Source organism: Ruegeria sp. CH10 (genome assembly GCF_056537125.1).
The window spans coordinates 425,530-445,918 of the sequence record NZ_JBQFQY010000001.1 but is presented as its reverse complement, the minus strand read 5'-3'; the positions used below and the strand labels follow the sequence as shown (position 1 = coordinate 445,918).

General features: G+C 51.5%; 22 protein-coding genes, 1 tRNA gene and 1 pseudogene. 12 read left to right on the top strand and 12 right to left on the bottom strand.

Annotated features, from left to right (window positions below; translation table 11 throughout):
• Positions 1–37 precede the first annotated feature (37 nt).
• On the bottom strand, positions 38–697 hold the full coding sequence (locus ACRZ94_RS02210) for a DsbA family oxidoreductase (protein ID WP_480796576.1): 660 nt from the start codon (positions 695–697) through the stop codon (positions 38–40).
• 143 nt (positions 698–840) lie between these two features.
• Between ACRZ94_RS02210 and ACRZ94_RS02205 the strand changes: the two genes are divergently transcribed.
• Both ACRZ94_RS02205 and ACRZ94_RS02200 read left to right on the top strand, forming a co-directional pair.
• Positions 841–927, top strand: a tRNA-Leu gene (locus ACRZ94_RS02205).
• A gap of 223 nt (positions 928–1,150) precedes the next feature.
• Positions 1,151–1,378, top strand: a complete 228-nt coding sequence (locus ACRZ94_RS02200; RefSeq protein ID WP_480796575.1) for a hypothetical protein — start codon at positions 1,151–1,153, stop codon at positions 1,376–1,378.
• A gap of 99 nt (positions 1,379–1,477) precedes the next feature.
• Here ACRZ94_RS02200 and ACRZ94_RS02195 read toward each other — a convergent pair.
• From ACRZ94_RS02195 to ACRZ94_RS02180, 4 genes and pseudogenes are all read right to left on the bottom strand, one after another.
• Positions 1,478–2,449: pseudogene (locus ACRZ94_RS02195) on the bottom strand (recombinase family protein); the annotation flags it as partial.
• Positions 2,437–2,709 carry a hypothetical protein gene (locus ACRZ94_RS02190; protein ID WP_480796574.1) on the bottom strand — a complete coding sequence of 91 codons (273 nt, stop codon included), beginning with the start codon at positions 2,707–2,709 and terminating at the stop codon, positions 2,437–2,439. The pseudogene ACRZ94_RS02195 and the gene ACRZ94_RS02190, both read right to left, overlap by 13 nt.
• A gap of 254 nt (positions 2,710–2,963) precedes the next feature.
• Positions 2,964–3,260 carry a type II toxin-antitoxin system RelE/ParE family toxin gene (locus ACRZ94_RS02185; protein ID WP_480796573.1) on the bottom strand — a complete coding sequence of 99 codons (297 nt, stop codon included), beginning with the start codon at positions 3,258–3,260 and terminating at the stop codon, positions 2,964–2,966.
• Positions 3,257–3,508, bottom strand: a complete 252-nt coding sequence (locus ACRZ94_RS02180; protein WP_480796572.1) for a type II toxin-antitoxin system ParD family antitoxin — start codon at positions 3,506–3,508, stop codon at positions 3,257–3,259. Before ACRZ94_RS02180 ends, ACRZ94_RS02185 begins: the two co-directional genes overlap by 4 nt.
• Before the next feature lie 64 nt (positions 3,509–3,572).
• Here ACRZ94_RS02180 and ACRZ94_RS02175 point away from each other — a divergent pair, with 64 nt between their 5' ends.
• From ACRZ94_RS02175 to ACRZ94_RS02165, 3 genes are all read left to right on the top strand, one after another.
• Positions 3,573–4,310: a hypothetical protein gene (locus ACRZ94_RS02175; RefSeq protein ID WP_480796571.1), complete on the top strand. Its 738-nt coding sequence runs from the start codon at positions 3,573–3,575 to the stop codon at positions 4,308–4,310.
• Between the two features lie 152 nt (positions 4,311–4,462).
• Entirely contained in the window at positions 4,463–4,888 is a 426-nt protein-coding gene (locus ACRZ94_RS02170) for a hypothetical protein (protein ID WP_480796570.1), read from the top strand.
• Between the two features lie 8 nt (positions 4,889–4,896).
• Positions 4,897–5,466 carry a hypothetical protein gene (locus tag ACRZ94_RS02165; RefSeq protein ID WP_480796569.1) on the top strand — a complete coding sequence of 190 codons (570 nt, stop codon included), beginning with the start codon at positions 4,897–4,899 and terminating at the stop codon, positions 5,464–5,466.
• A gap of 9 nt (positions 5,467–5,475) precedes the next feature.
• Here the strand turns inward: ACRZ94_RS02165 and ACRZ94_RS02160 are convergent, their stop codons facing one another.
• Positions 5,476–6,444 (bottom strand): hypothetical protein, encoded by a 969-nt coding sequence (locus ACRZ94_RS02160; RefSeq protein WP_480796568.1) that lies wholly within the window; start codon positions 6,442–6,444, stop codon positions 5,476–5,478.
• A gap of 116 nt (positions 6,445–6,560) precedes the next feature.
• Between ACRZ94_RS02160 and ACRZ94_RS02155 the strand changes: the two genes are divergently transcribed.
• The gene (locus ACRZ94_RS02155) at positions 6,561–8,852 is read left to right on the top strand and encodes an AAA family ATPase (RefSeq protein ID WP_480796567.1); all 2,292 of its coding nucleotides are present in this window, start codon (positions 6,561–6,563) and stop codon (positions 8,850–8,852) included.
• Between the two features lie 43 nt (positions 8,853–8,895).
• Here ACRZ94_RS02155 and ACRZ94_RS02150 read toward each other — a convergent pair whose 3' ends face one another.
• On the bottom strand, positions 8,896–9,735 hold the full coding sequence (locus ACRZ94_RS02150; RefSeq protein WP_480796566.1) for a hypothetical protein: 840 nt from the start codon (positions 9,733–9,735) through the stop codon (positions 8,896–8,898).
• A gap of 954 nt (positions 9,736–10,689) precedes the next feature.
• Here ACRZ94_RS02150 and ACRZ94_RS02145 point away from each other — a divergent pair.
• Positions 10,690–11,196, top strand: a complete 507-nt coding sequence (locus ACRZ94_RS02145; protein WP_480796565.1) for an antirestriction protein ArdA — start codon at positions 10,690–10,692, stop codon at positions 11,194–11,196.
• Between the two features lie 81 nt (positions 11,197–11,277).
• Here ACRZ94_RS02145 and ACRZ94_RS02140 read toward each other — a convergent pair whose 3' ends face one another.
• The gene (locus tag ACRZ94_RS02140; protein WP_480796564.1) at positions 11,278–12,105 is read right to left on the bottom strand and encodes a hypothetical protein; all 828 of its coding nucleotides are present in this window, start codon (positions 12,103–12,105) and stop codon (positions 11,278–11,280) included.
• On the opposite strand from ACRZ94_RS02140, the gene ACRZ94_RS02135 reads away from it, so the two are divergent.
• On the top strand, positions 12,104–12,772 hold the full coding sequence (locus tag ACRZ94_RS02135) for a recombinase family protein (RefSeq protein WP_480796563.1): 669 nt from the start codon (positions 12,104–12,106) through the stop codon (positions 12,770–12,772). The two genes, ACRZ94_RS02140 and ACRZ94_RS02135, sit on opposite strands and share 2 nt — an antisense overlap.
• A 282-nt stretch (positions 12,773–13,054) precedes the next feature.
• Here ACRZ94_RS02135 and ACRZ94_RS02130 read toward each other — a convergent pair whose 3' ends face one another.
• Together ACRZ94_RS02130 and ACRZ94_RS02125 are read right to left on the bottom strand one after the other, a co-directional pair.
• Complete coding sequence (locus ACRZ94_RS02130) at positions 13,055–13,627, bottom strand: hypothetical protein (RefSeq protein WP_480796562.1); 573 nt, start codon at positions 13,625–13,627, stop codon at positions 13,055–13,057.
• Positions 13,624–14,718, bottom strand: a complete 1,095-nt coding sequence (locus tag ACRZ94_RS02125) for an ROK family protein (RefSeq protein WP_480796561.1) — start codon at positions 14,716–14,718, stop codon at positions 13,624–13,626. Before ACRZ94_RS02125 ends, ACRZ94_RS02130 begins: the two co-directional genes overlap by 4 nt.
• 96 nt (positions 14,719–14,814) lie before the next feature.
• Between ACRZ94_RS02125 and ACRZ94_RS02120 the strand changes: the two genes are divergently transcribed.
• Entirely contained in the window at positions 14,815–14,991 is a 177-nt protein-coding gene (locus ACRZ94_RS02120) for a LuxR C-terminal-related transcriptional regulator (RefSeq protein WP_480796560.1), read from the top strand.
• A 162-nt stretch (positions 14,992–15,153) separates the two neighbouring features.
• On the opposite strand, the gene ACRZ94_RS02115 is transcribed toward ACRZ94_RS02120, so the two are convergent.
• Positions 15,154–15,768 (bottom strand): relaxase/mobilization nuclease domain-containing protein, encoded by a 615-nt coding sequence (locus ACRZ94_RS02115; RefSeq protein ID WP_480650658.1) that lies wholly within the window; start codon positions 15,766–15,768, stop codon positions 15,154–15,156.
• Positions 15,765–16,121 carry a hypothetical protein gene (locus ACRZ94_RS02110; RefSeq protein WP_480650660.1) on the bottom strand — a complete coding sequence of 119 codons (357 nt, stop codon included), beginning with the start codon at positions 16,119–16,121 and terminating at the stop codon, positions 15,765–15,767. The genes ACRZ94_RS02115 and ACRZ94_RS02110 overlap by 4 nt, the downstream gene beginning before the upstream one ends.
• 284 nt (positions 16,122–16,405) lie before the next feature.
• On the opposite strand from ACRZ94_RS02110, the gene ACRZ94_RS02105 reads away from it, so the two are divergent.
• Genes ACRZ94_RS02105 through ACRZ94_RS02095 form a run of 3 tightly spaced genes read left to right on the top strand, consistent with a single transcriptional unit; the run spans position 16,406 to position 20,348 of the window.
• The gene (locus ACRZ94_RS02105) at positions 16,406–17,389 is read left to right on the top strand and encodes a glycosyltransferase family 2 protein (protein ID WP_480650662.1); all 984 of its coding nucleotides are present in this window, start codon (positions 16,406–16,408) and stop codon (positions 17,387–17,389) included.
• Positions 17,390–17,394: 5 nt separating this feature from the next.
• Positions 17,395–18,336 (top strand): hypothetical protein, encoded by a 942-nt coding sequence (locus ACRZ94_RS02100; protein ID WP_480650664.1) that lies wholly within the window; start codon positions 17,395–17,397, stop codon positions 18,334–18,336.
• Positions 18,333–20,348: a tetratricopeptide repeat protein gene (locus ACRZ94_RS02095; protein WP_480650667.1), complete on the top strand. Its 2,016-nt coding sequence runs from the start codon at positions 18,333–18,335 to the stop codon at positions 20,346–20,348. Before ACRZ94_RS02100 ends, ACRZ94_RS02095 begins: the two co-directional genes overlap by 4 nt.
• Positions 20,349–20,389 lie beyond the last annotated feature (41 nt).

Below are 20,389 nucleotides of genomic sequence, written 5' to 3'. Positions count from 1 at the left end.
CGGTTCCATATCGCGCGGGGTCGCTAAGGAAAAGGGGTCAGGCGGCCTCGGCCAGACAGCGCTGCAGGATCTGGGCATAGGCATCCGCACCTTGCGCGCCGGTCAGCAGGTACTTGCCCCCAAAGACCATCGACGGAACGCCCGAGATACCCCGGCTGGACCAGAACTGCTGCTTTTCCCGCACGGGCGCGACGTGGTCCCCTGAGCTGAGCGCGGCCTTGGCGGCCTCAGGGTCCAGACCCGCAGCCGCCACCGCCTCTAACAGGACATCGTGTTCAGAGACATCCTTTTGGTCGGTGAAGTAAGCATCGAACAACGCCAGTTTCAGCGGGTGCTGACGCCCCTGGCTTTCGGCCCAATCCAACAACTGATGCGCCGCAAACGTGTTCACGATCCGGCTGTCCTCATCGAAATTGAAGGTAAAGCCCATTTCCGCTCCAATGGCCGTCAACCTTTCGCGGGCCTCCTGGCTTTGTTCCGCGGTCGAGCCGTATTTCTCCATGATATGCTCGCGCAGGTTTTGACCTTCGGGCGGCATGGTCGGGTTCAGCTCAAACGGGTGCCAGCGCAGCCGCGCCAGCACGTTTTCCTGCTGCAAGGCCTGATCCAGCTGCCGGAACCCCACGATGCACCAGGGGCAGACCACATCCGAGACAACGTCGATCTGCACAACAGGGCGAGGGTCGGGGGTGGTCATGATTGATCTCCTGGCGTGGGGAAAGGGGTGGAAGACATCCTTACAGATATGAACGTTGGATGGGAATTCAAACCGGCGTGTTTTTGCCTCTTCACATCCGGATCATCACCGTCTATACGCCCCTCTACCAAGTCACAGGCAGTGCGGTCGTGGCGGAATTGGTAGACGCGCAGCGTTGAGGTCGCTGTGGGGTAACTCCCGTGGAAGTTCGAGTCTTCTCGACCGCACCATTTCACATTTTGATGTGAAATCCGTTAAAAACTCAAAGATTACAGATGTTTGCGGAGTTCGATAACCGTTTTGGCGGTCGTATGCCAATGGGGCTTTGAAGGCTGCATTGAGGATGGTTTTCTTCACGACGAGCGATCCGTTTTCATAGATATTCCAAGGGTTTGATAGGAAGTTCCTCAAGAGTTCGATAATTTCACCAATGCTGCGTGTGGGTTTCGTGGTGTGGGACAGCTTATCGGTCAGCAGCAGTTTGTCCTCTTCCAGCTTGGCGATTTTGCTTTCAAGCGCCGCCATCACTTTTGGATTCGAAGTCTCGATCATGCGCTCAACGAGCGCATCTTGTTGCTTGTCCAACTCTTTGTGCTGGCGTTTGATTTCGGCCTTAGCTTGCTTGGCCTGATTACCGCGCTGATCCCATGCGTCTTTCAACATGGACATCGCGATATCTAGCATGTTTTTGCTCGGGGTCAGAGACCGCAAGATCGCCTCAAAGCCTGTGTCGATCTTCTCGGCACGAATGCCTTTGCGATATTCAGAGCACCCCTTCGTCTGACAGTTGTAGTAGGGGTAGCGTCTGCCTGTGGCGCTCCGTGCGTGATACGCGGTCATGGGCTTGTCGCAGCACGCGCAGTTCACCGCACCACGTAGAGGGAAGTCTTCGTTGATGTCAGGACGCTTGGCCGCAACGCTTCTGCCATTTCGTCTCTCTTGAATGAGCTTGTAGGTTTCCAGCGAGATCAGAGCTTCATGATGGCCTTTGCGGCGTGTGATGCCCCAAGGTTCATGCTCAACATAGCCCGCATAGATCACGCGGTTTAGCATGTCCGTGACTTTCTGCTGACGGATTTTCCCATCCGGCAGGTCTTTGGGAAAGTCAGGCTGGCTTTCTAGGAAGCGTCGCACATCCGCCTGTGCCGAGAACCGACCAGAGGCATAGCCTTCCAATGCTTCCTTGATGATGGTGGCAATGGGTTCAACACGGGTGAGAAGCTTGCCGTGTGAGCCTGTCTTCTTGTACTCGTAGCCGATAGGAGCGGCGAAGACGGAATAGCCGTTCATCATGCGACCCTTCATTCGATTTGAGGTTTGTTCCGCGTTCTTCTCGCGCTGGTGCTGCGCGACCGAGGCCAGCATGTGTTCTACAAGACGCGAGTCGCTGTCCTCCCCAAACTCAATGGATGGGCTTTCCAGAATGCCGCCAGCGTCCGACAGAGTTTCGCGCAGGGCAATATGGGCCTGCACGTTACGGGCAAAACGGCTGATGTCGTCAATGATGACAACAACACTGTCTTTGGGGTGCAGACGCAGGAAGGCCAGCATGCGATCCATTGCAGGGCGGCGTTCGAATTTGCCCGACATATCGTCCATGAACACTTCAACCACATCATAGTCTTTGTAAGTGGCGTATTCCCGACAACGGTTTTCCTGAGAGGCGAGACCATCGCCTTCACGCACCTGCTTTGCCCCAGATACACGCGCATAGATCACGGCCTTTGTTGGTTTTGGTGTTACTCCTGCCATTGGTCCTCCTCTGCGCGGGTCTGCGCCCATTTGTTGTTCAACAAGGATACCAAATCCGTGGAATCCTGATCCAATGCTTCCTCATTTTCTCCACAGCTTTGCGGGATGGGGTGCAGGTCGTAACCGAGATCGACAAACATCACGACGATGGACCACAGAGTTTCGATCAGTTCTTGCTGCTGATCCAACGGCATATCGCTGTCTTCCAGCATGGCTGCATAGACTTCCCAGTCCACGGCGAGGCTGGGTCGAATAGGCATATCTATTTTATCTGGCGGACAGGTCATGCACGCGCTCCTTTCTTCAAAATGTTTGGTGATGGGTTCGTTCCACTATGGTCTCGCCATAAATTGGAATGAGAACAAATATAGAACATATAACCACATCATCTTGCACCACGCAAGAATAATTCTTCAATCATCCTATGCGCTTAGATGTGACCTTACCGTGGCAGGCCCACGGTGATCTCAGGTGAAAGGAGGGTGTAAACGGGTGATCGAGAGTACTGAAACGATTACCCAATGGGGTTTTCGGGCCAGTTCTCACGGCCATGACGCACACGCAAAATTCTGACCATCCGGTTATCGTCAACCAGATAGATGATTACATGCGCATGCACCGGATGGACTCGGATGGGTGGCGTGATCTCATCCCGCAAACGTGCCATCTCAGGATTATTCGAGATCAGTTCAATCGTTTGGTCGATCTTGTCCTGATAGGCTTCGGCCTGCACGACGCCAAAGTCTTGAACACCATCAACATAGATTTGGATCAGATCGGCTTCCGCCTTTGCAGAAAGGCGATAGTTCATTCTGAGGCTGTAGTTCCTGCCTGTTGTCTGGCGATGGCACGGATTTCGGCGAGGGATTTACCACTGTCTTCGCTGGCCATAGCCTCATCGACCAGACGTTGCATGGCTGCGATCTTGGAGGCACGATCCTGATCATGGCGGATGAGGTCACGCATGTATTCGCTGGCGTTGTCGTAACGCCCGGATTTCATTTGCTGTTCCACCCAATCCCGCATTGGATCGGGGAGGGAAATATTCATGCTGGCCATATCTGGTCCTCCTACACATAGTATGTCAGAAAATGACAAATATTGCCATAGGAACATAGTCCTCATGTCATTTGACCCAAAGAACAAAGCGCATAAAGCGAAACTTTACAAAGCATTAGTAGCAGCGGCGGAACTGACAAATGAACGATTTGATCAGTTCCTGCAAACGCCGTTCGATCCGCCTTGGAGCTTGGCCGATAACTATCGGCGCAATCTGCAAAGAGGGGAATATTCAGCGATACGGGCGAAAGTCCTGTACGACTTTCTGCTCAATCTTCACTTCAATGTCGCGCATCTGGAAGCACCGGAGATATTCCCACAAACGCCCGAGATGAGGTGGCGAGAGATATTGGATGAAATGGCGACATCAGATCGGTTTCGAGTGGCCATGGTGTCCACGGCGATGGGGATCATTGAACGTGAAAGCCAGTTGAAATCAGCGGACACTGCTATTCGGCTTGGTGAGCGCTTTTGCTTCGAGCTAGATAGTGAGGCTGATGGGCACGTGGTTGCATTCCAAGGTGTGAGGGGTCAATGGCATAACATCCCACTCGGCTCAGACGGTGAACCATGCGCTGAAATTCAAGCGGGTCAAAACCGCCTGCCAAAAACGATGGAAGGGAAACTTGATCCCTTGAGAGAAAACCACGATGAGGGCCTGCACGATTTTGCATTAGTCACTGCGCAGACAGACGACATCCCAACTGATCTAAAAAACCTCATCACTTGGGTTGCTGACAACCCGTGCAACTTGCACCGCGTCACGGTTCAGGTGGTAAGTGGATTTACTGATATCAGTTAACCGATGTCGAACGTTCACAAGACGGCCTTGCCCTCAGTCTGGCCATCAATTTGAAGAGTACCTACGCATGTATGTGAGATTTGCACATATCAACTGAGGTAAGCTAAGCTCCTCGATTGCTCATTCTAAGTGTAAGATTTAAAGGAAGAATAATGCCAGATAGTAAGGTGCAGGAAAAAGAACTGCTCAGGCGTTTTGAAGTCAAAGCCATAGCTGTTTTAGTGATATTGCTAGGGAGTGTAGGTTTCGCTTTTGACTTCCTGCTGCGGGCCAAGGAATACCCGCAATTAGCGCTGGTTATGCTGGGAACGATTGGTTTGGTTATCGGCTTTGTCTGTTTGATTTCCGCCTTCTATATGGCTTTCGTTCTGAAAGTTAGCCTTGATGAAGCCGACGAGGCCACTGCCGAAAACACTCGTTTGATCAAGCTCAAGCGAGGCATCTGGCGCGGCTTCGTGATCGCGCTTGGTTTGTGTTTTCTTATCGCTGGCTATCTGACATGGGATGTAGCATTCCAAAATTTCGGGAAGCACTTGAAAGCTCTACGAGTGCATATTGAAAATCAAATTACTGACTAGAGGCTGCTATGGATACAAAACAAAAATCAGAGCAGGTTCTAACTGTCAAAAACCATATGGAGCGAGACCCAAGGCTCGACGTATGGAGCGTTCATGGTATCGGCCCTTATACCCATCCAACCGAGGAATGGGTCAGGATGTTTCTTTCGGTGACGATTGATGTTGAACTTCCTGAATACTTGCAGGAGATGTTTGACCGTGCTCAAGCTTGTATTGTGTATGGCTGCTATCACTATCCTCTTTTCACACTTGGTATCGAAGAACTGTTTCGTTTTGGCGAGAGCGCTTTTCGCGAGGCGATCAAGGAGACTCGGCCGTCAAAGTCGGTTCTCAGAAGAACTTATGCTGAATTGCAGAAATGGGCATGCGAACAAGGGATACTTGATGATGTTGCCGCCAAACGCTGGGGCGCATCGCGTGATTTGAGAAACTCAGTCAGTCACAAGGACGGACCACACTTACAGGGACCCAACGATGCTTGGTCTCAACTGACGGTCACTAAAGAAATGACCGAAGCGCTCTTTCAAAGCTGTCGGGATCACGCAAATAGAAACCGCGTGTCTCAAAGCGTAGGGTAGACAGAGGCTCTAAGTTCTAAAGTGACCGCCCAAGATCGGTTTGAGAGCTTCATTGCAAGGCCAGAGCTTTGCCCACTCCTGAGCACCTTGGGTTTTAAGTTCGCCATATCGTGAAGGATCGCCCAGTTTGGCGATTTCCAAGTCTTTGAAAAAGTCCTCAGAGTTGCCGAGATCATTTGTGATGGAAACGGCACTAGTCGCTTGCGCCAATCGAACGGCATCAAAAAAACAGGGGATGGTCGCGTCTCGCGAGAATGCTTGCAGTTCTTCTTCTTCGGGGATGAGCGATGAATCGTGATGGACTTGCGCCAGCACCAAAGGCATTTCTGCCACATGCCCCAAAAGCTGGAAAATCCGTGTCGCCGCCTTTGGGTGTGTGTGGCCTTCGAAATCGTTCTTCGCATCTTCAAGTTCGATCAGCATCATCATGCCAGAGATTGCCAAAACCTTCTCACGCAACTCATGCCAACCATCAGTAGAATAAGCACCTAGTAACGTGTCTGTAGCTTCATGATCCGCCTGCATTTCGAGACAATGGGGCGCTAAGTGGCGAAGGTCGTATCGGATGGCATCAATAGTATGGACATCCTGACGGGACCGTTGCGCAACGCCAAATTCGTTCGCCAACTCAAAGTGACCCAAGTCCAAATGGCCAAGCTCATGTAGTATCAGCCAAGTCAGTGAGTGATGCAGTCGCTGTTCGGCTCGATTGGCTGTTTCTGTGAGTGGAACCGTTCCAGAAAACACCTTATGAATGTCGCCACGCCAAAGTCTAAAAGCTAAGGCGATTACTTCTGTACTGAGCCGTAATTCGCAAGTCTTGTGCTGCCATACAACAGAAGCCCAGAAGCGGCTGTCTTCTACCAATTCTACCCGAGGTAAATTGCCGTGCCTTACTTGAGAATCCGCCTTTTGTGCGAACAAAACCTTTTCAATACATGCGTTTGTATGTTCGATGGCGTCGGTCAATGACAGCATACTACCTGCACCTTAATTTTCGGCAACAACGCATCACGACTCTCGCATAAGTAGTTGGCGTTGTGCTGTCACCCTTGTAGTATCGGATTGAGTTAATTGATTTCAAACACGGCAAGATGAGCACTCTTAAAACCCCCAAGCCAACACTTAAGATTCAAGCCCAGCACATAGGGCCAATCATGAGTTTGGATGCGCCCCTATCCAGCGAAAAGCAGAACTTGATCTTTGCTAGGAATGGTACTGGAAAGTCCTTCTTGGCACGTTCACTCCGACTATTAGACGATGAGGCGACCTTAGGGTTGGATGAACACGAGATTCCCAAGCTACTTGTTTCAGAGGAGTCTGCGAACAGACAAGGTTATTTCCAGCTTTACGAAGATACTACGTGCGTTGGTTCTCTTGGTTTGAACGCTCACCTCGACAGCGTGAACAAGTCTCAATCAGCATATATTTTTCACGTTTTTTCCGAAGATTATGTCGATTTCCATTTACGTCAAAAGGGGTATACGCCTGATGGGGACATTAGCCATGAGATCATTGTCGGCCAAGACAACAGCGAGCTAGACGAAAAACAAACACAGCTTAACTCGACGAATGAGCAGTTCGCGCAAAAGCGGTCGACTCTAGATGAGCAGTTCTCTGAGCAAAAGGAAGCATTGAGAAAAGACTTCCAGATCAATAGGCAGTTGGGTGCATATAAATCTTTGTCCAGCAACGCTTTTTTTGAGGTAACGCCCTATGCGGTATCCGAAGACAGCGAAACGGTCAAAAAGCTTCTCTCCGACTACACTGACTTCAAAAGCCTACCGCCAGATGCTGCAGTAGCCGAATTTCCCAAATGGGAAGACCCTTCGTTGAATCTGGAGGCGGTATCCGAATCTCTTGGTCGAGTAACTTCACCATCTGTCGTAGCAGAAGCATTCAAAGAGAAAATTCAGACTGACCCAACTTTCTTTGAGCTTGGCGCTGCTAGGTACCAAGAAAAATCGACGGAATGTCCATTCTGTACCCAAACTCTCTCATCCAACGCACTCCAAGCCGTGAACGCCTATGTGGACTATTTCAACGATGCCGAGGCAAAAGAGAAGTCCAACATAGAACGTTTGATTAGGAAAATCGACGCTGAGATTGCCGCTTTGGATGGCTGGCAAAATAGGTGCTTGGCAGCCAAAGAGAGTTTTGATGACCTAAAGCAATATTTTCCTTCGATGCGGGACAAACAATATTTGGAGGTCTCATCTCATTGCGGGCAGGTTAGTGAGTATTTTGAGGACCTTAAGCGAGAGCTTCAAAAGAAGTTGAGCGACCTTACACAAGTTCTCACACTTCCTACCGACACGTCCGCTGTGGCGGTAAGCGCGATTGAGACCGCTGCAACAGGGAACAGATCGATTGCCTCAGATGTCGCAAAACTGATTGATGACTCCGGAGCCGAACGACGACGTATCCAGAACGCAGCCTGTATTGCGTTTGAGATAGAATTTGCACGGACAAAGGACGCGGAGGTCTTGGAAGTGCGTGAATTGTCCTCGCAAGCGGCCTCTCTCGAAGCCGAGATTGTGGAGCTGAAGAAGACACAAGGCGACAAAGCGGACGCTCGCGCAAGAGTGGCAGATACATTTAGGGAACTGCTCAAGCGTTTCTTTGGAGACAAGTATGTCTTCGATGACAAAACCTTCGTCGTATCACGCGGCGATACGGCGGCGTTGCGGAAAATTGATCGCACGCTCTCAGATGGTGAGAAGGCCGTTATGGCGTTCTGCTATTTTCTGGCTCAATCGCACCTTCGAGTAGAGAGCAACGAGGACTATGAACGCCTGTTCTATGTGTTTGACGATCCGGTAACCTCTATGTCGTCCGATTTTGTTTATACGATTGTTCAAACACTCAAGTATCTTAGGGTCGGGCCATTGGGAGAAATCGTGTTTGACCCGAACTCGCCCCATCCTCGACCAAGAATGTTGATCCTTACTCACAACAACTATTTTTATAACGTGGCAAGCAGCAATCGAGCTATTAAGCCAAGTGGGTTGTTTCAACTCGTGCCAAACGCGAGCGGTCATATCCTGTCCAGTCAAAAGGGATTTGCAACGCCACATCAACAGCAGCTAAAACATGTGCTTGCTGTTAGTGAAGGCAAAGAAACTGCGGACTATCGGACCCCAAACTGTATTCGATCTGTGATTGAGGGAATGTGGAAGTTTTGCCGTCCTGATCTGGTGGACTTCGGAAGGTTTACCGAGGTGCTTATCAACGATTACAACATCGAAATTAAGAGTGTGATGATCAACGACCTTTCGCACGGGGGCAAATTCGATGATCCGCCTCACAAGGAAGAGGATATCGTCCTTGCCGCAAAAGAAGCGATTGATTTTGTCAGGTGCTTCGCTGCTGGACAGCTAGTTTAGGTTTTACTTACGGACTCGTCAGCTCAGCCTATGTTTGAGCGGATTAGAAAATTAGGTAGAAAAGAAAGACCCCAAACGCTCCCCAGCCAACAATGCTAAATAAGGAGGTCGAATCGTTTTGCGTGTCAGGTGGAATGCCTTTTTCTAGAGATTTGATAACACGCCCCACGCGTTTGTTCCAACCGTCAGGTAGTTCGAACACTATTTGATGGGTTATCACAAGTGTTTCATCTGAATCCGACTCTGAATGCTTAAAAGCTTGTTCAAGTGCGTTGTCTAACATGTCTGGAATCGTCGCTAGCCTTAGTGCCTGTGAGCCCAGAATACCTGTTACAACGTCTTTACATTCCTGATAGTCGTTAGAAACAATAGTCGCATACAAGCGTTCTTCATATTCGGCAATCTGGTGAATCCACCGTTCTAATAGCAAGCATGTGTGATGGATTTCATCAATATCACCTGCCTCGCCTGGTTGCCCCCAACTGTTCGTGAGGCGTTCAAGCAGCTTTGTTGCTGGTTCCACCATCGTAGACATCTCACGGACGCGAACTCTTAACCAATCGAGTAAGTGATCATCGTGGATATACTCGCCAACGGTGTTGTACATACCGTTTTGCAAATCATGTAGTTTTCGAAAATCACCTTCTGTGAGGTGTCGGAACAACTCAGCCGTGAGTAAAAACTCCCATCCCTCAGGTTTGTCTAACACGATACGTCTTACTATTGCTGGATACTTGGAAAACTGGCTGACTTCTTCGCTGTCTATCTCAGCCTGAATTCGATCAGTTTCTGATCCTAGTTCTCCCAGAATTTTCTGTTCGTGCCGCTCCCTCCAAATGTAGAGCAGTTCTGCTGAATACCTGTCCGCGTCGGCATCGATCATTTTATGACAGTTCCGACAAAGCCATATACTGTTGGTGACCGCTGATCTCGCAGAGTCGGTCTTGCTTTCGTCATATCGTGGGGATCCCAAGCGAGCGCCAGATATGTGTGCGGCCTCTCCTATGACCGTGGCTTTGTCGATACTCAAATTCGGGCCGACGGTCGCAACTCTACAATCTGGATTGGAGCATCTATAGCCGGCTCTCTTGGCGACGGTATCTACTGTTTTCTTTGAAAAATCGGGTTTCATTGATAGTCAAGTTACTGCTCTGTTTTTCTAACTATACCGAACTCAATGCCAGTAGTCGTTGACGATTGGAACTCTATCCAAAGAAAACTTGCGCGACCTGACAACTAAGTCATGCCGCGAGATGTGGTTCATCCCGACCCGATACTGCTGCGACCCATTCGGGTACCTTACGGCATTGATGAATACCGCAAGATGTGTGCGGTAGTACCGCACATCTTGGCAAGGGGGTCCGCTGCGCGCCCCCGTTGCATCCCCCTAGGCCGTGGCTGGAGCAGGGCATTGAACCCTAATCCAGCCAGCAAACATATCGGTGTTTGATCCCTCGTCAGGGAGAAGTCATCTCTCCCCAACACCCCATAAATCAACCCTACGCGGTTTGAATGCCGCCAGCTTGTCGAAGCTGAACCCGAGCAGAGAGATTTCGCTCTCCCTGCACCCATCGACTTGAGAGGCTTTCCTGCCCCCAAGACCCCAGACCATGTTCATGGAGACCAAACGGTTCATCCCGTTGGATTGCTGTCTCAGGGCTGCCGCCCCCAGCGCGGCACAAAGGGTGGGTCCTCGCCATGCTCGCTTCATCTGCATTGCAGCTGCGCGTGGCTCTGGTCCCGCGTAACCGCGCCTTTGTTCCTTGCACCCCCGCTCCTCGGCGGAAGCCAGACGGTTGCATGCGCAACCCGTCATGAATGAGAGGAGAAAAAGACAATGCCGCAACTATACGCACAACCATACGATATTTCCGCCACTGGGTTCTATTTTGAGAGTTTGGACGAATTCAGGGGGAAGGCTAGGGCAAACAAAAACGGCCACGGCGATACTGTCGAGGAATACGAAATCCAGTTCATTGATGGGGAACGTATCGACTGTGATCTGGCTAAGGCATGGGGGATCAGTCAGGCCAACACCGGGTCATATTTCGATGCCTGTGACGATTGGGAACCATTCCAGAAGATGATCTTTATCATCGCCGTAGGTGAAGTTGGATACAGCTTCGACCCTGACGATGTACATCCAGAAGAGTTTGACGTTGAACTGTATCATGTGGACAGCATGAAGGAGCTAGCCGAACAAATGATTGATGAAGGGCTCTTTGGGGACATACCGGATCATTTGGAGCGTTACATTGATTTTGATGCTATCGCCCATGATTTGTCCCACGACTACACAGAAACTGAAATTGCTGGAGAATATCTGATCTATCGAGCGGCGTAGTGCATTCCATATACGGCTTACTTGATAATAGCTGGAATGCCCCCAATTTTGGGGCATTCTATGAAGGCCTGATGGATTCAATCACTGCTGGCGTTTGGTCTTTTTCCAGCGTGACAGGCTGAGACATCCAAAGAGGATAGCCAGAGCCAGGAACACAAAGAATCCTGCCTTGTCCTCGGGAAACGCGTTCTCAAACCCGCCGTGGCGTTCTGTGAAGGAATAGACGTTGTGTGCGAGGAACCCGAAACCACCACACAGCACAGCCAGCGTACCGGGATGTTTGAAAAACCGTGCCAATGCTTCCCCGGGATCACCCTCAATCAATGTCTTTGATTTATCCGACCTTGGACTGGCTGACGTATTTTGCATGTAGTGTGGAAAGTCGATCTTACGCCCCTCGACCTTGCCCATTTCAAAAAACTGGCTGACGGCCTCGAAGGCTTGAACGCGACTGACATCTTCGGGGATTGGAATGAACACCTCGGGATGATCCAGAGATTTCAGCCGAATACGAAGACCAGACCCTTTCTTTGCTTTGCGTTTGGCGAGGACATTTGCAATGCCTGTGCCTGCTGCATTGCCGACGCTCTCACTGGATGCCAACAAACCACGCCCCAAATAGGCGGGCGATTTGATGATCGCATCCGGTTCGATCAAGCTCACGTCACGACAATCTTCATACGCCGCCTCAATCATGGTCCATGACCCATCACGCTCTTTCGAAAAGATCATGAGTGTTGATGTATCGTTGCGAATGGCCAACCCACCAGTCTTGCGAACAACGGCATAGTCACGCGCGGTGACGGTGTGGAAATCGAATTTACGATGAATGTTCAAAGCAATCCCTTTCGTCGCTTGAGTCGTCGGATTGCCGGGGCCGAAAGGGGTCCCTTTTTCTACATTTATCATGACTGACGCGCCAAATCACTCAGGCGTTGATTATCCACAGAAATCTCAGATCAATGAGATCACCAAACTCAACCTCAGAGCGGCTTTGCAAAGGGACCCCTTAAGACAAGGACTTTTTGCCATGAAAACCGCTTGTTCGATGGATTTCACCTGTCACACTGGGGAGGTGAAACGGATTAAGCCAAAGAAAAATGTACCCCTTCAATATGAAACCCAGCAGGGAGTTAAAGTTGGTTATGTTCGCGTCTCTGATGCGGACCAGTCAGAAGCCCTTCAGATCGATGCGCTGAAAACTGCGGGCTGTGCGAGGCTCTATACGGATCACGGTGTATCGGGGGGCGAAGCAGCACGACCTGCGCTCGATCAGATGCTGAGCGATCTGAACAGGGGAGACACCCTAACTGTCTGGAAGTTGGACAGGTTGGGTCGATCAACGATCCATCTGCTAACGATCTTGGAAGAGCTACAAGCTCGCGGCATCTACTTTCACGCCATCACTCAAGGTATCGACACAACAACAGCAGTGGGGCGGATGATCTTTGGTCAACTCGCAGTTTTTGCAGAGTATGAGCGGTCTCTGATCTCCGAGCGCACGAAGGCAGGAATGAAAGCCGCAAAGGAGCGTGGTGTCCATTTGGGAAGACCCAAAAGGTCTCCCCAAACGTAGATCGTTTGAACGTATCACAGCTCTGTCCGCTCAGTTGTTTCCGTGGATTTTTCCGTCCGGTGTCTGAACTTGACCTTTCCCAACGTTGATACCCTGCACAACAGTTCCCCCAATGTTAACGTGCCCAGTTCCACCGTTGATACGCTGTTCCCCCGGAATCGGTAGGGGGGTTCCAGTGCCTTTGCTGCTCATCGCTTTGTCTCCACTATAGGACACGGCACCATGCCGAGCCTTAGAAGACCTGATAAATCACTTTTGCCACAAAGTCAAACAGTAACGTTTTTATTTATCCAAGCTTCGAGAGCGCAGGTGTTTCCTTGTTCGTTCTCGTTGCTTCTCTTTTCGCAAAGTAAGGATTTCGCTGTCTGACATGCCCACGTAACGAGCCGCCTTGCCGCGTGCAGTAGGGAGCGCGGTGTCTAAGTCAGCAGGGATCCCGTGCTTGTATAATGCCCGATAGGCGGATTCATCGACAATGCGTAGCACCGGTCTTGGTAGCCCGCCGGGTTGACTCAGCCATGGTTTGTAAACGCGGCGCACAAACGCATCTGGCTTTTCCTTTCGATCTTTTCGGTTTTTGTAGAGTTCAGGGGCGACTTCGGGTAACGGAAGTTTCGGTTTGCTCAATCGCTCAAAAATGGCTTGAATTGCTTGAGTACGATTTGAGCCACTGATCGCATTGTCGTCTAATTTGCTCTCCGCAAACTCTATAATTTCTTGAATTACCTTATCTTCCAAATCCCAATCAGTATAATATTTCTGACTAAAATAGTCAAATTTAGGTTTCTGATCCAAGGAAGCTTCGGTATCCTCGGTGATCAAAGAAGAAGGCTGGGTGTTTTCTGTCGGCTTCATAGGGGTTGGATTCCTCTTTGATAAGCTTCAAATTGAGCAACGCTTTCGGGTTTTGATTTCCGAATTAGCCGTTCGACAATACGCAGCCCACCTTTGACGCCCGAGTCTCTGTCAGCTTGGGGCACAATGAACCGAGACAAGTCTTGCATCTGGGGGTAGCCCGGATAAACCTCTTCTAAATTTTCGCGATCTAACAAAAGATTGTGAAAGTGCCGCCTCAAAGAGTCATGAAACATGGTGTTGTCAGCAATGCGCCCCCCTACAACAATCTTTACGGGCGATGTCATAAGCACGAAATCTGAGAGCATTTGTGCAACATAGAAGGCAATCAAAGAGACGGCATGAAAGTCGTCAGTGCCAATAAACACATCAGAATTCATGTTTGGCCATCGTTGTTTTATCGCTCTCAGTGACGCTAAGCTATCCAGGCATGGGCGATTTGGGTGCGCGGCACATATGGCGTAATCTGACAATGCAAACTCGTCCCTCGGAGCGGGGAGAACTGCATGATGACCAGTGTTAATAGTCGATAACCCGTGAAAAGGTTCGCCTTCTACTATCAGCCCCGCTTGTATTGACCAATCAGCTATTACAAACAGATGATTTCCTATTTTCTTGAGTTCGCTCCCTAGAGTTCCAGCCTCACGTGCTGCAAGCATTCTAGATTGGTACATAGTTGAGAACTCACCGGTAGCTGTAGCACCACCTTGATTGTAGAGGTAGATTACAACCTCATCCGCGTTTTGGCTTTTCGCAGCCCTAAGATGCTTCCGGAACATAGTGATAGCGTTTTTGTTTCGCCAATGCGGGACTTCTGCGTTGCGCCCTATGAGGCCGTATTTCGGGTCATCTTTGTCAATGGTACGAAATGGCCCCGGGCAGATTAACCCAACACCCTCCAGTGTTGCTCCGTCCGTAAGCGCAGCTATTCCAAGTGCAGCTTGCCGGAGATCGCGGTCCATTTTCTTTGTATCTGGACCTGTTGATGCATCAACACGGTCCACGTGAGTACAGGAGGGGTCGTCGCGGTCACGAACCGCAAATATTACATAGTCAGCCGCGAAATAGGCTGAAGCAATTGCACGTTCCATAGTGGTTTGTCGATGCCGTTTCAAAAAAAGTCAACACAGAACGCGTTTTGTTTTCTGCTTTGTGAATAGTTACCTTGATCTCACCAGTCATCTGCCATGCGAGCGCGTATGGACACGTTCAACACAGATCGTCTGGCCGACATAGCAGACAGGCTCAAGATCAGTGACTCAGCCGTCAATCTGTATCTCGCCAATCTGCGCAACAAACTGAACGTCAAAACCAAAGAACAAGCGTTGGCGATGGCCATCTCCAACGGATGGATTGAGCCCTGAGACGTGACCAATATGGAGAATTCTCCATATTGAAGTCATACGCTTTGAAGCCTTTTCTGGAAGCCACGTAAGGTCTTAGCGAGAGGTTCGGTCAACCTTTGATGCAGAAAACTCAACTGCTATCTCTGCCGTTTCCTTTCGCGTTCTTCGTGAAGAAACGCCTTATTTCCTTACAGTTTTCAAAGAACGGAACTCTCTATGTTTAATTCCGGTTACCTGCTGGAACGCTTGCTTGATCTCGCGTGGGTCAAGATTCTGGTGTTTAGCTTGCTGCCATTCTTCCAATGTGAAGTTTAGGGGGGACTTGTTCCCATAGGTTGCCAAACCATCAGGCAAGTTCCATCCATGATCCAGAAACAGGTCTCGCGACACATCCCGCAGCTTGTTCTTGAAATGGGGCAAGTTGATTGCCTTCATTTCGTCCGCGTCAATGCGTGACCACACCACATGAGCGTGGCGGCGGCCTTCTTTATCATGGAGGATGATTGCGCGGGGTTGGTTGCTCAGGCCAAGCTGTTCTTCGGCGCGATCCGCCGCGTTGATAAACGCATCCTCAGTGACGTCATGCCCAGTAGGTGGGTTTAAACTCAGTGAAAACATAAATTGCTTGCATTGGGTTGCTTTGGAAATCGCGTGTGTCTCGGACAAGGCACCATGAAGTTGTTCAGATAGAAATCCCCTCAACTCTAAGCAAAAGACATGATCATTGTCACGGTCGTTCATCAGATGATCGGCCAGAGCTATAGCGCCACCGCGTTGGGAGCCTTTGAGGATCATGATTTGACCCCCAATGCTTCAATCAACCTAGCCCGCATCCACGCGACCTCAGCGACGGCGCGCTTGAGGTCATCCTCCAATTCCTCGTCAAGAATCAAAGTCCCTTGGTTCAGATGTTTGGCGATTTGATTGAGGTTGCTGGATGTGCGGGTTTGGCCAAGACGTGCAAGAACCTCGGCCAAGAGCTGTTGCTCCGCAACAGGTGGTTTTTTCCGCCTACGGTATTTGGGGGCCTCGTCGGCAAAAACCACAGACTTGATGTATGATGCCAGCGGCATAGACCCAGCTTGGGATTCCAGTCGCTTGCGTTCAGCATGGGTCAATCTCAAAGAAAACGGGGCAGGGCGTGTCATGGGCGCGGCCCCCGCAGAAACGATTTGTCGTGATCTTTCAGGATGTCATGCCAGCGCTCTAGCTCGTTGAATACCTCATCCAGATCAGGGGTGTTTTTGTCATCAGAACAGTTCGAAGTCGCTCTTTTCGAGCGCACCATTTTCCCGAAAGCCGAAGTTTCGCCACAGCCTTCTGGGGCTGTCCTGCACCAGTTAGTGTGCTGTTGACGATAGACGCAATTCCGATCTCGCCCCTTCCGAATAGGTTGTGTATGACGAAGGGCAACGAAAATCGGGAAATATCGATGTCGCAGGCCATTACCGTATTCACCACGATGAAAAACGAAGGCCCCTATATGCTCGAATGGGTCGCGTTTCATAAGACGTTGGGGGTCGATCATTTTGTGATCTTCACCAATGACTGCGATGACGGCACCGATGATATTGCCCTCCGGCTGCAAGAGTTGGGGCTGGCCACGCATGTCTCGAACGAAGTGAAAGAGGGAGGCAACCCGCAGCATCAGATGCTGCGCCGGGCAAGGCGTCAGCCAAAGGTGAAAGAGGCTGATTGGTTGCTGTGTCTGGATGTGGATGAGTTCTGGAACATTCGGCATGGGGATAACAGTTTCCACGCACTGATCGACGAGGTTGAACACCGGGCAGGGCAGCCTGTGGACGCGATCTCATTCGCTTGGAAACTATTCGGCAGCGCCGGGAATATCAGCTTCGAAGACCGGCCCGTGACCGAGCTGTTCGGGATGGGTGATCAGGAATTTCCCTATCACTCAAGCCGGGCCTTTGGGCTGAAGACACTGTTTCGCAATAACGGAAAATTCACGCGTTTCGGGCCTCATCGACCGAAAGGGATCGAAGAGGGCAAGGAAGGCGACATCGCCTGGTCGGATGCAGGCGGCAAATTGTTTCCGGCCCAGGATGTCGGATGGCGGGCCTGGCGCGGGTTTGACCACTCGTTGGGGCGGTTGCATCATTACTCGGTGCGCTCGATGGACGGGTTCCTGATTAAGCGGGACCGGGGGCGGACAAACCACATCAAGGTGGATCAGGGACAGTCCTACTGGCTGGACATGAACGTCAACAAAGAGGCCGATAGCTCCATCCAGCCCATTGCCGGGCGCGCGGCCCCGCTGCTGGCGGAGTTGAAGGGCGACCCGAAACTGGGCGAGTTGCATGCGCGAGCCTGTGACTGGCACAGGGCCAAGGTTGCTGAAATCAAACTGCGTCGGGATTGGGTGGATTTTCGGATGTGGCTGGCGGATAATCTTATCTGAGGACCATGGCAAACGACCTATCGAAAGAACAGCTGAAGCCCGAGCACCCTGATCGCAAGACAGGGTATGAGCGTATTCTGACCGACCCCGCGCCGCCGTGGTTTGTCGAGCTGTATCCCGGTGGGGACGGGGCCGGGTTTCTGCAAAAGCTGGAGCGGCATTCGGTTCTGTTTCACCAGCGGGCAACCTCTCAACTGGTTGTCAGTTTTGACAATATCGCTAATGCGAACGACCTGTCCTTTGCCCGCGAACCCTGGGGGTGGAAGTTCTTTCGCGATGAAGGTTGGTCACATATGGGGGTCTTTGCGCGCACAAAGGCCTGGTATCGCGACCCCGAAATTATCTCATATTTACAGAATCGCGCGGCCGAAGGGTTTTTCGATCAGTTCGATCAGGTTGCATTTGCTGGCGCCTCAATGGGTGGCTTCGGGGCGTTGACCTTTTCCGCGCTTGTACCCGGTTCAACGGTCGTCGCCTTCAATCCGCAGACATCATTGGATGAGCGTTTGGTGCCGTGGGAAACCCGCTATCGCTTTGGGCAGGTTCAGGATTGGGATCTGCCGCTGAGCGACGCCGCCCAGACGGTCAGAAAGGCGGGCAGGGCCTATGTGTTTTATGATCCGCATTTTGAATTGGACCGGATGCAGGTCCAACGCCTGCAAGGGGACAATGTCCTTTTGCTCAAGACCTGGCATGCCAATCACTTTGCGGCCCCCATGTTGCGCAAGATGGATATCCTCAAGCCGGTCATGAAAACAGCAGTCAAGGGTGAACTGGAGGCCACGGATTATTACCGCATGGCCCGCGCGCGTCGCGGTTTGCCCATGGTGATGCGCGGCATCGAGGCGCTGGCAGGTGAGCGTCATCCTACGCTGACACAACAGGCGCGCCGAAGGTTCCGCCGTATGCGCCGGGCCGCGTTGGCCGAGGCCGAGAAATCCTCATGACGGGGTCAAAGGGCGTGTTCATCGGGCAGCGCAAAGACCGAATGGGCGCGCGCCTGCTGATGATGCTGACCTGCATCCGTCTCGCCGAAGATTTTGACACCGGCTACAAGGTGAACTGGTTTCCGCAGGGGGCGGATGCGCCCGAGTTGGACGAGCCTCGGGAATTGTTCACGCAAAGCTGGATGGACGAGCATTTCCTCGGCGGTAAGGCCTTTGACAAGCTCACCAAGGGTGCGCTGCCGATCTGGTCCTTTCAGGGGGACAAGGCCCCCGACCGCCTGATCGCCCATTTGAATGCGGGCCGCTCGGTTTTGGTTGAGGAAGGATTCGAGGTTCTGGCTTTTCCGTGGGAGGATATCGAGGCCATCCGCCCGCGTTATCGCGATTTCATTCACCAGATCGGGTTCACGCCCGAGATTCGGTCGATCATGGATCGTGCCGATGAAAAGCTGTCGGGGCAGGGCGTGTCGGCCTACCACATCCGGCGCGGTGATATTTTGAACACGGCCCCGTGGAAGCACACCACCTGGCCAGCCAAGATCGAACCAGAAGAGCTGTACGAAGCCCATCTTGCGAAAAACGCGGGGCAAACAGCGATCATGTTTTCTGATCAGCCGGAACTGATCAGCCGGTTTCAGGAAAAGTTCCCGCAATTGCTTCGGATGTCGGATATTGCCGATGTCTCGGGCATGACCCGCGCAAAGCGAGACTTTCTTGAACTCTATACGATGTCGCGGGCAGATCAGGTCATTGCGCCTTTCATTTCAGCGTTTTCAATGGCCGCGGCACGCATCTCGGGGCGACAACGCTTTGTTTTCAGGGATGTGTTATCCGAGGAAGAAATGGCGCAAGCCAATGAGCGGATGATTGATCGCTTGCGGGACGGGCCAGATAGGTATTTGAACCCGTCAGAAGCCGCCCATGTATACTCAAAGGCTGCTTTTGTTCTGCACGGTCTTGGTGCTGGGGATCGGGCTGAGGAGGCACTGAATCTTTTACAGCCGATTCTGGAGACGGGTGCCGATAACTCGTTTCTGCCTTTGCTGCAGGCGCTGAACTACTTCTATCTCAGACGCTGGCCCGAGGCGCTCGGGTTGATTGATGAAGCGCTAGCCAACCCTGGGCTTTGGCCCGAGGATTACGCGGTCGCCACTGCTATTCGGGCAGCGGTTTTGGGCGGCATGAAAAAACGTTGGATCGCTGCTCAGACCTTTAGTCGGGCGTATTGGACAAAACCGATGCGCCCTGATGTTATCATCTTGGGTTCAAGACTGGTCTATCGCGATCAGATTTCCCATCGCGCGTTGCCTCCTGTTGATTGGGTTATGTTGAAGAGCGTTCGGCGACCCTGGTTCAACTACAATGCGCATATTGCACAGCGAAAGGTTCTTGTGCGGCTGCCCTGCAACTTTGATTTGATATTGTTGGATTGGTCGTCGCTGTCGATTGACCAGAAAGCAAAGCGGCTGACGGCAAATTCTGCGCGAATGTCCACGCTTTTGGATGGGCTGCACAGCTCAACCCAACTGCCCGAGGATGTGGCCCTTTCGGAAGATTCTCCGGGATTTCAAAGCGTGAAGTCACTTTTGAAACTAAGCATTGGCGAGATTCCGGTTCACAACGCGATAGATACCGCCAGACATGCAGTGCGGGCGGTTCCAGATTATCCTCTTTTTCACAAACGGCTGGCAGAGATGTATGAAAAGGAAGGGGATTTTGCGAAAGGACGGCTGGCCATGGCTGATGCCTTGTCTTGCGATCCGGGCAATCCGTTCTTGGTCTTTGCCATGGGCGACTTCCTCGCGCGAAATGGGGCCGAAGATCAGGGGCAAACTCAAATCATTCAGGCTGCGGATATGGATGATGGCACCGCTGCAATTCAGGGTGAGGCCGGGCGAGTCCTGTTGCAGAGGGGCGAAAAGGAAAAGGCGAGGGGCTATCTTCAAAAAGCGCGCGACCTGTGCCCCACCTACAAGCGCTTTTCAAATCAGTTAGAACGGGCAGGTGGATAAGCGGTGGAATTTACTTGGTTGCGCGGGCAAAAGAACGTAAT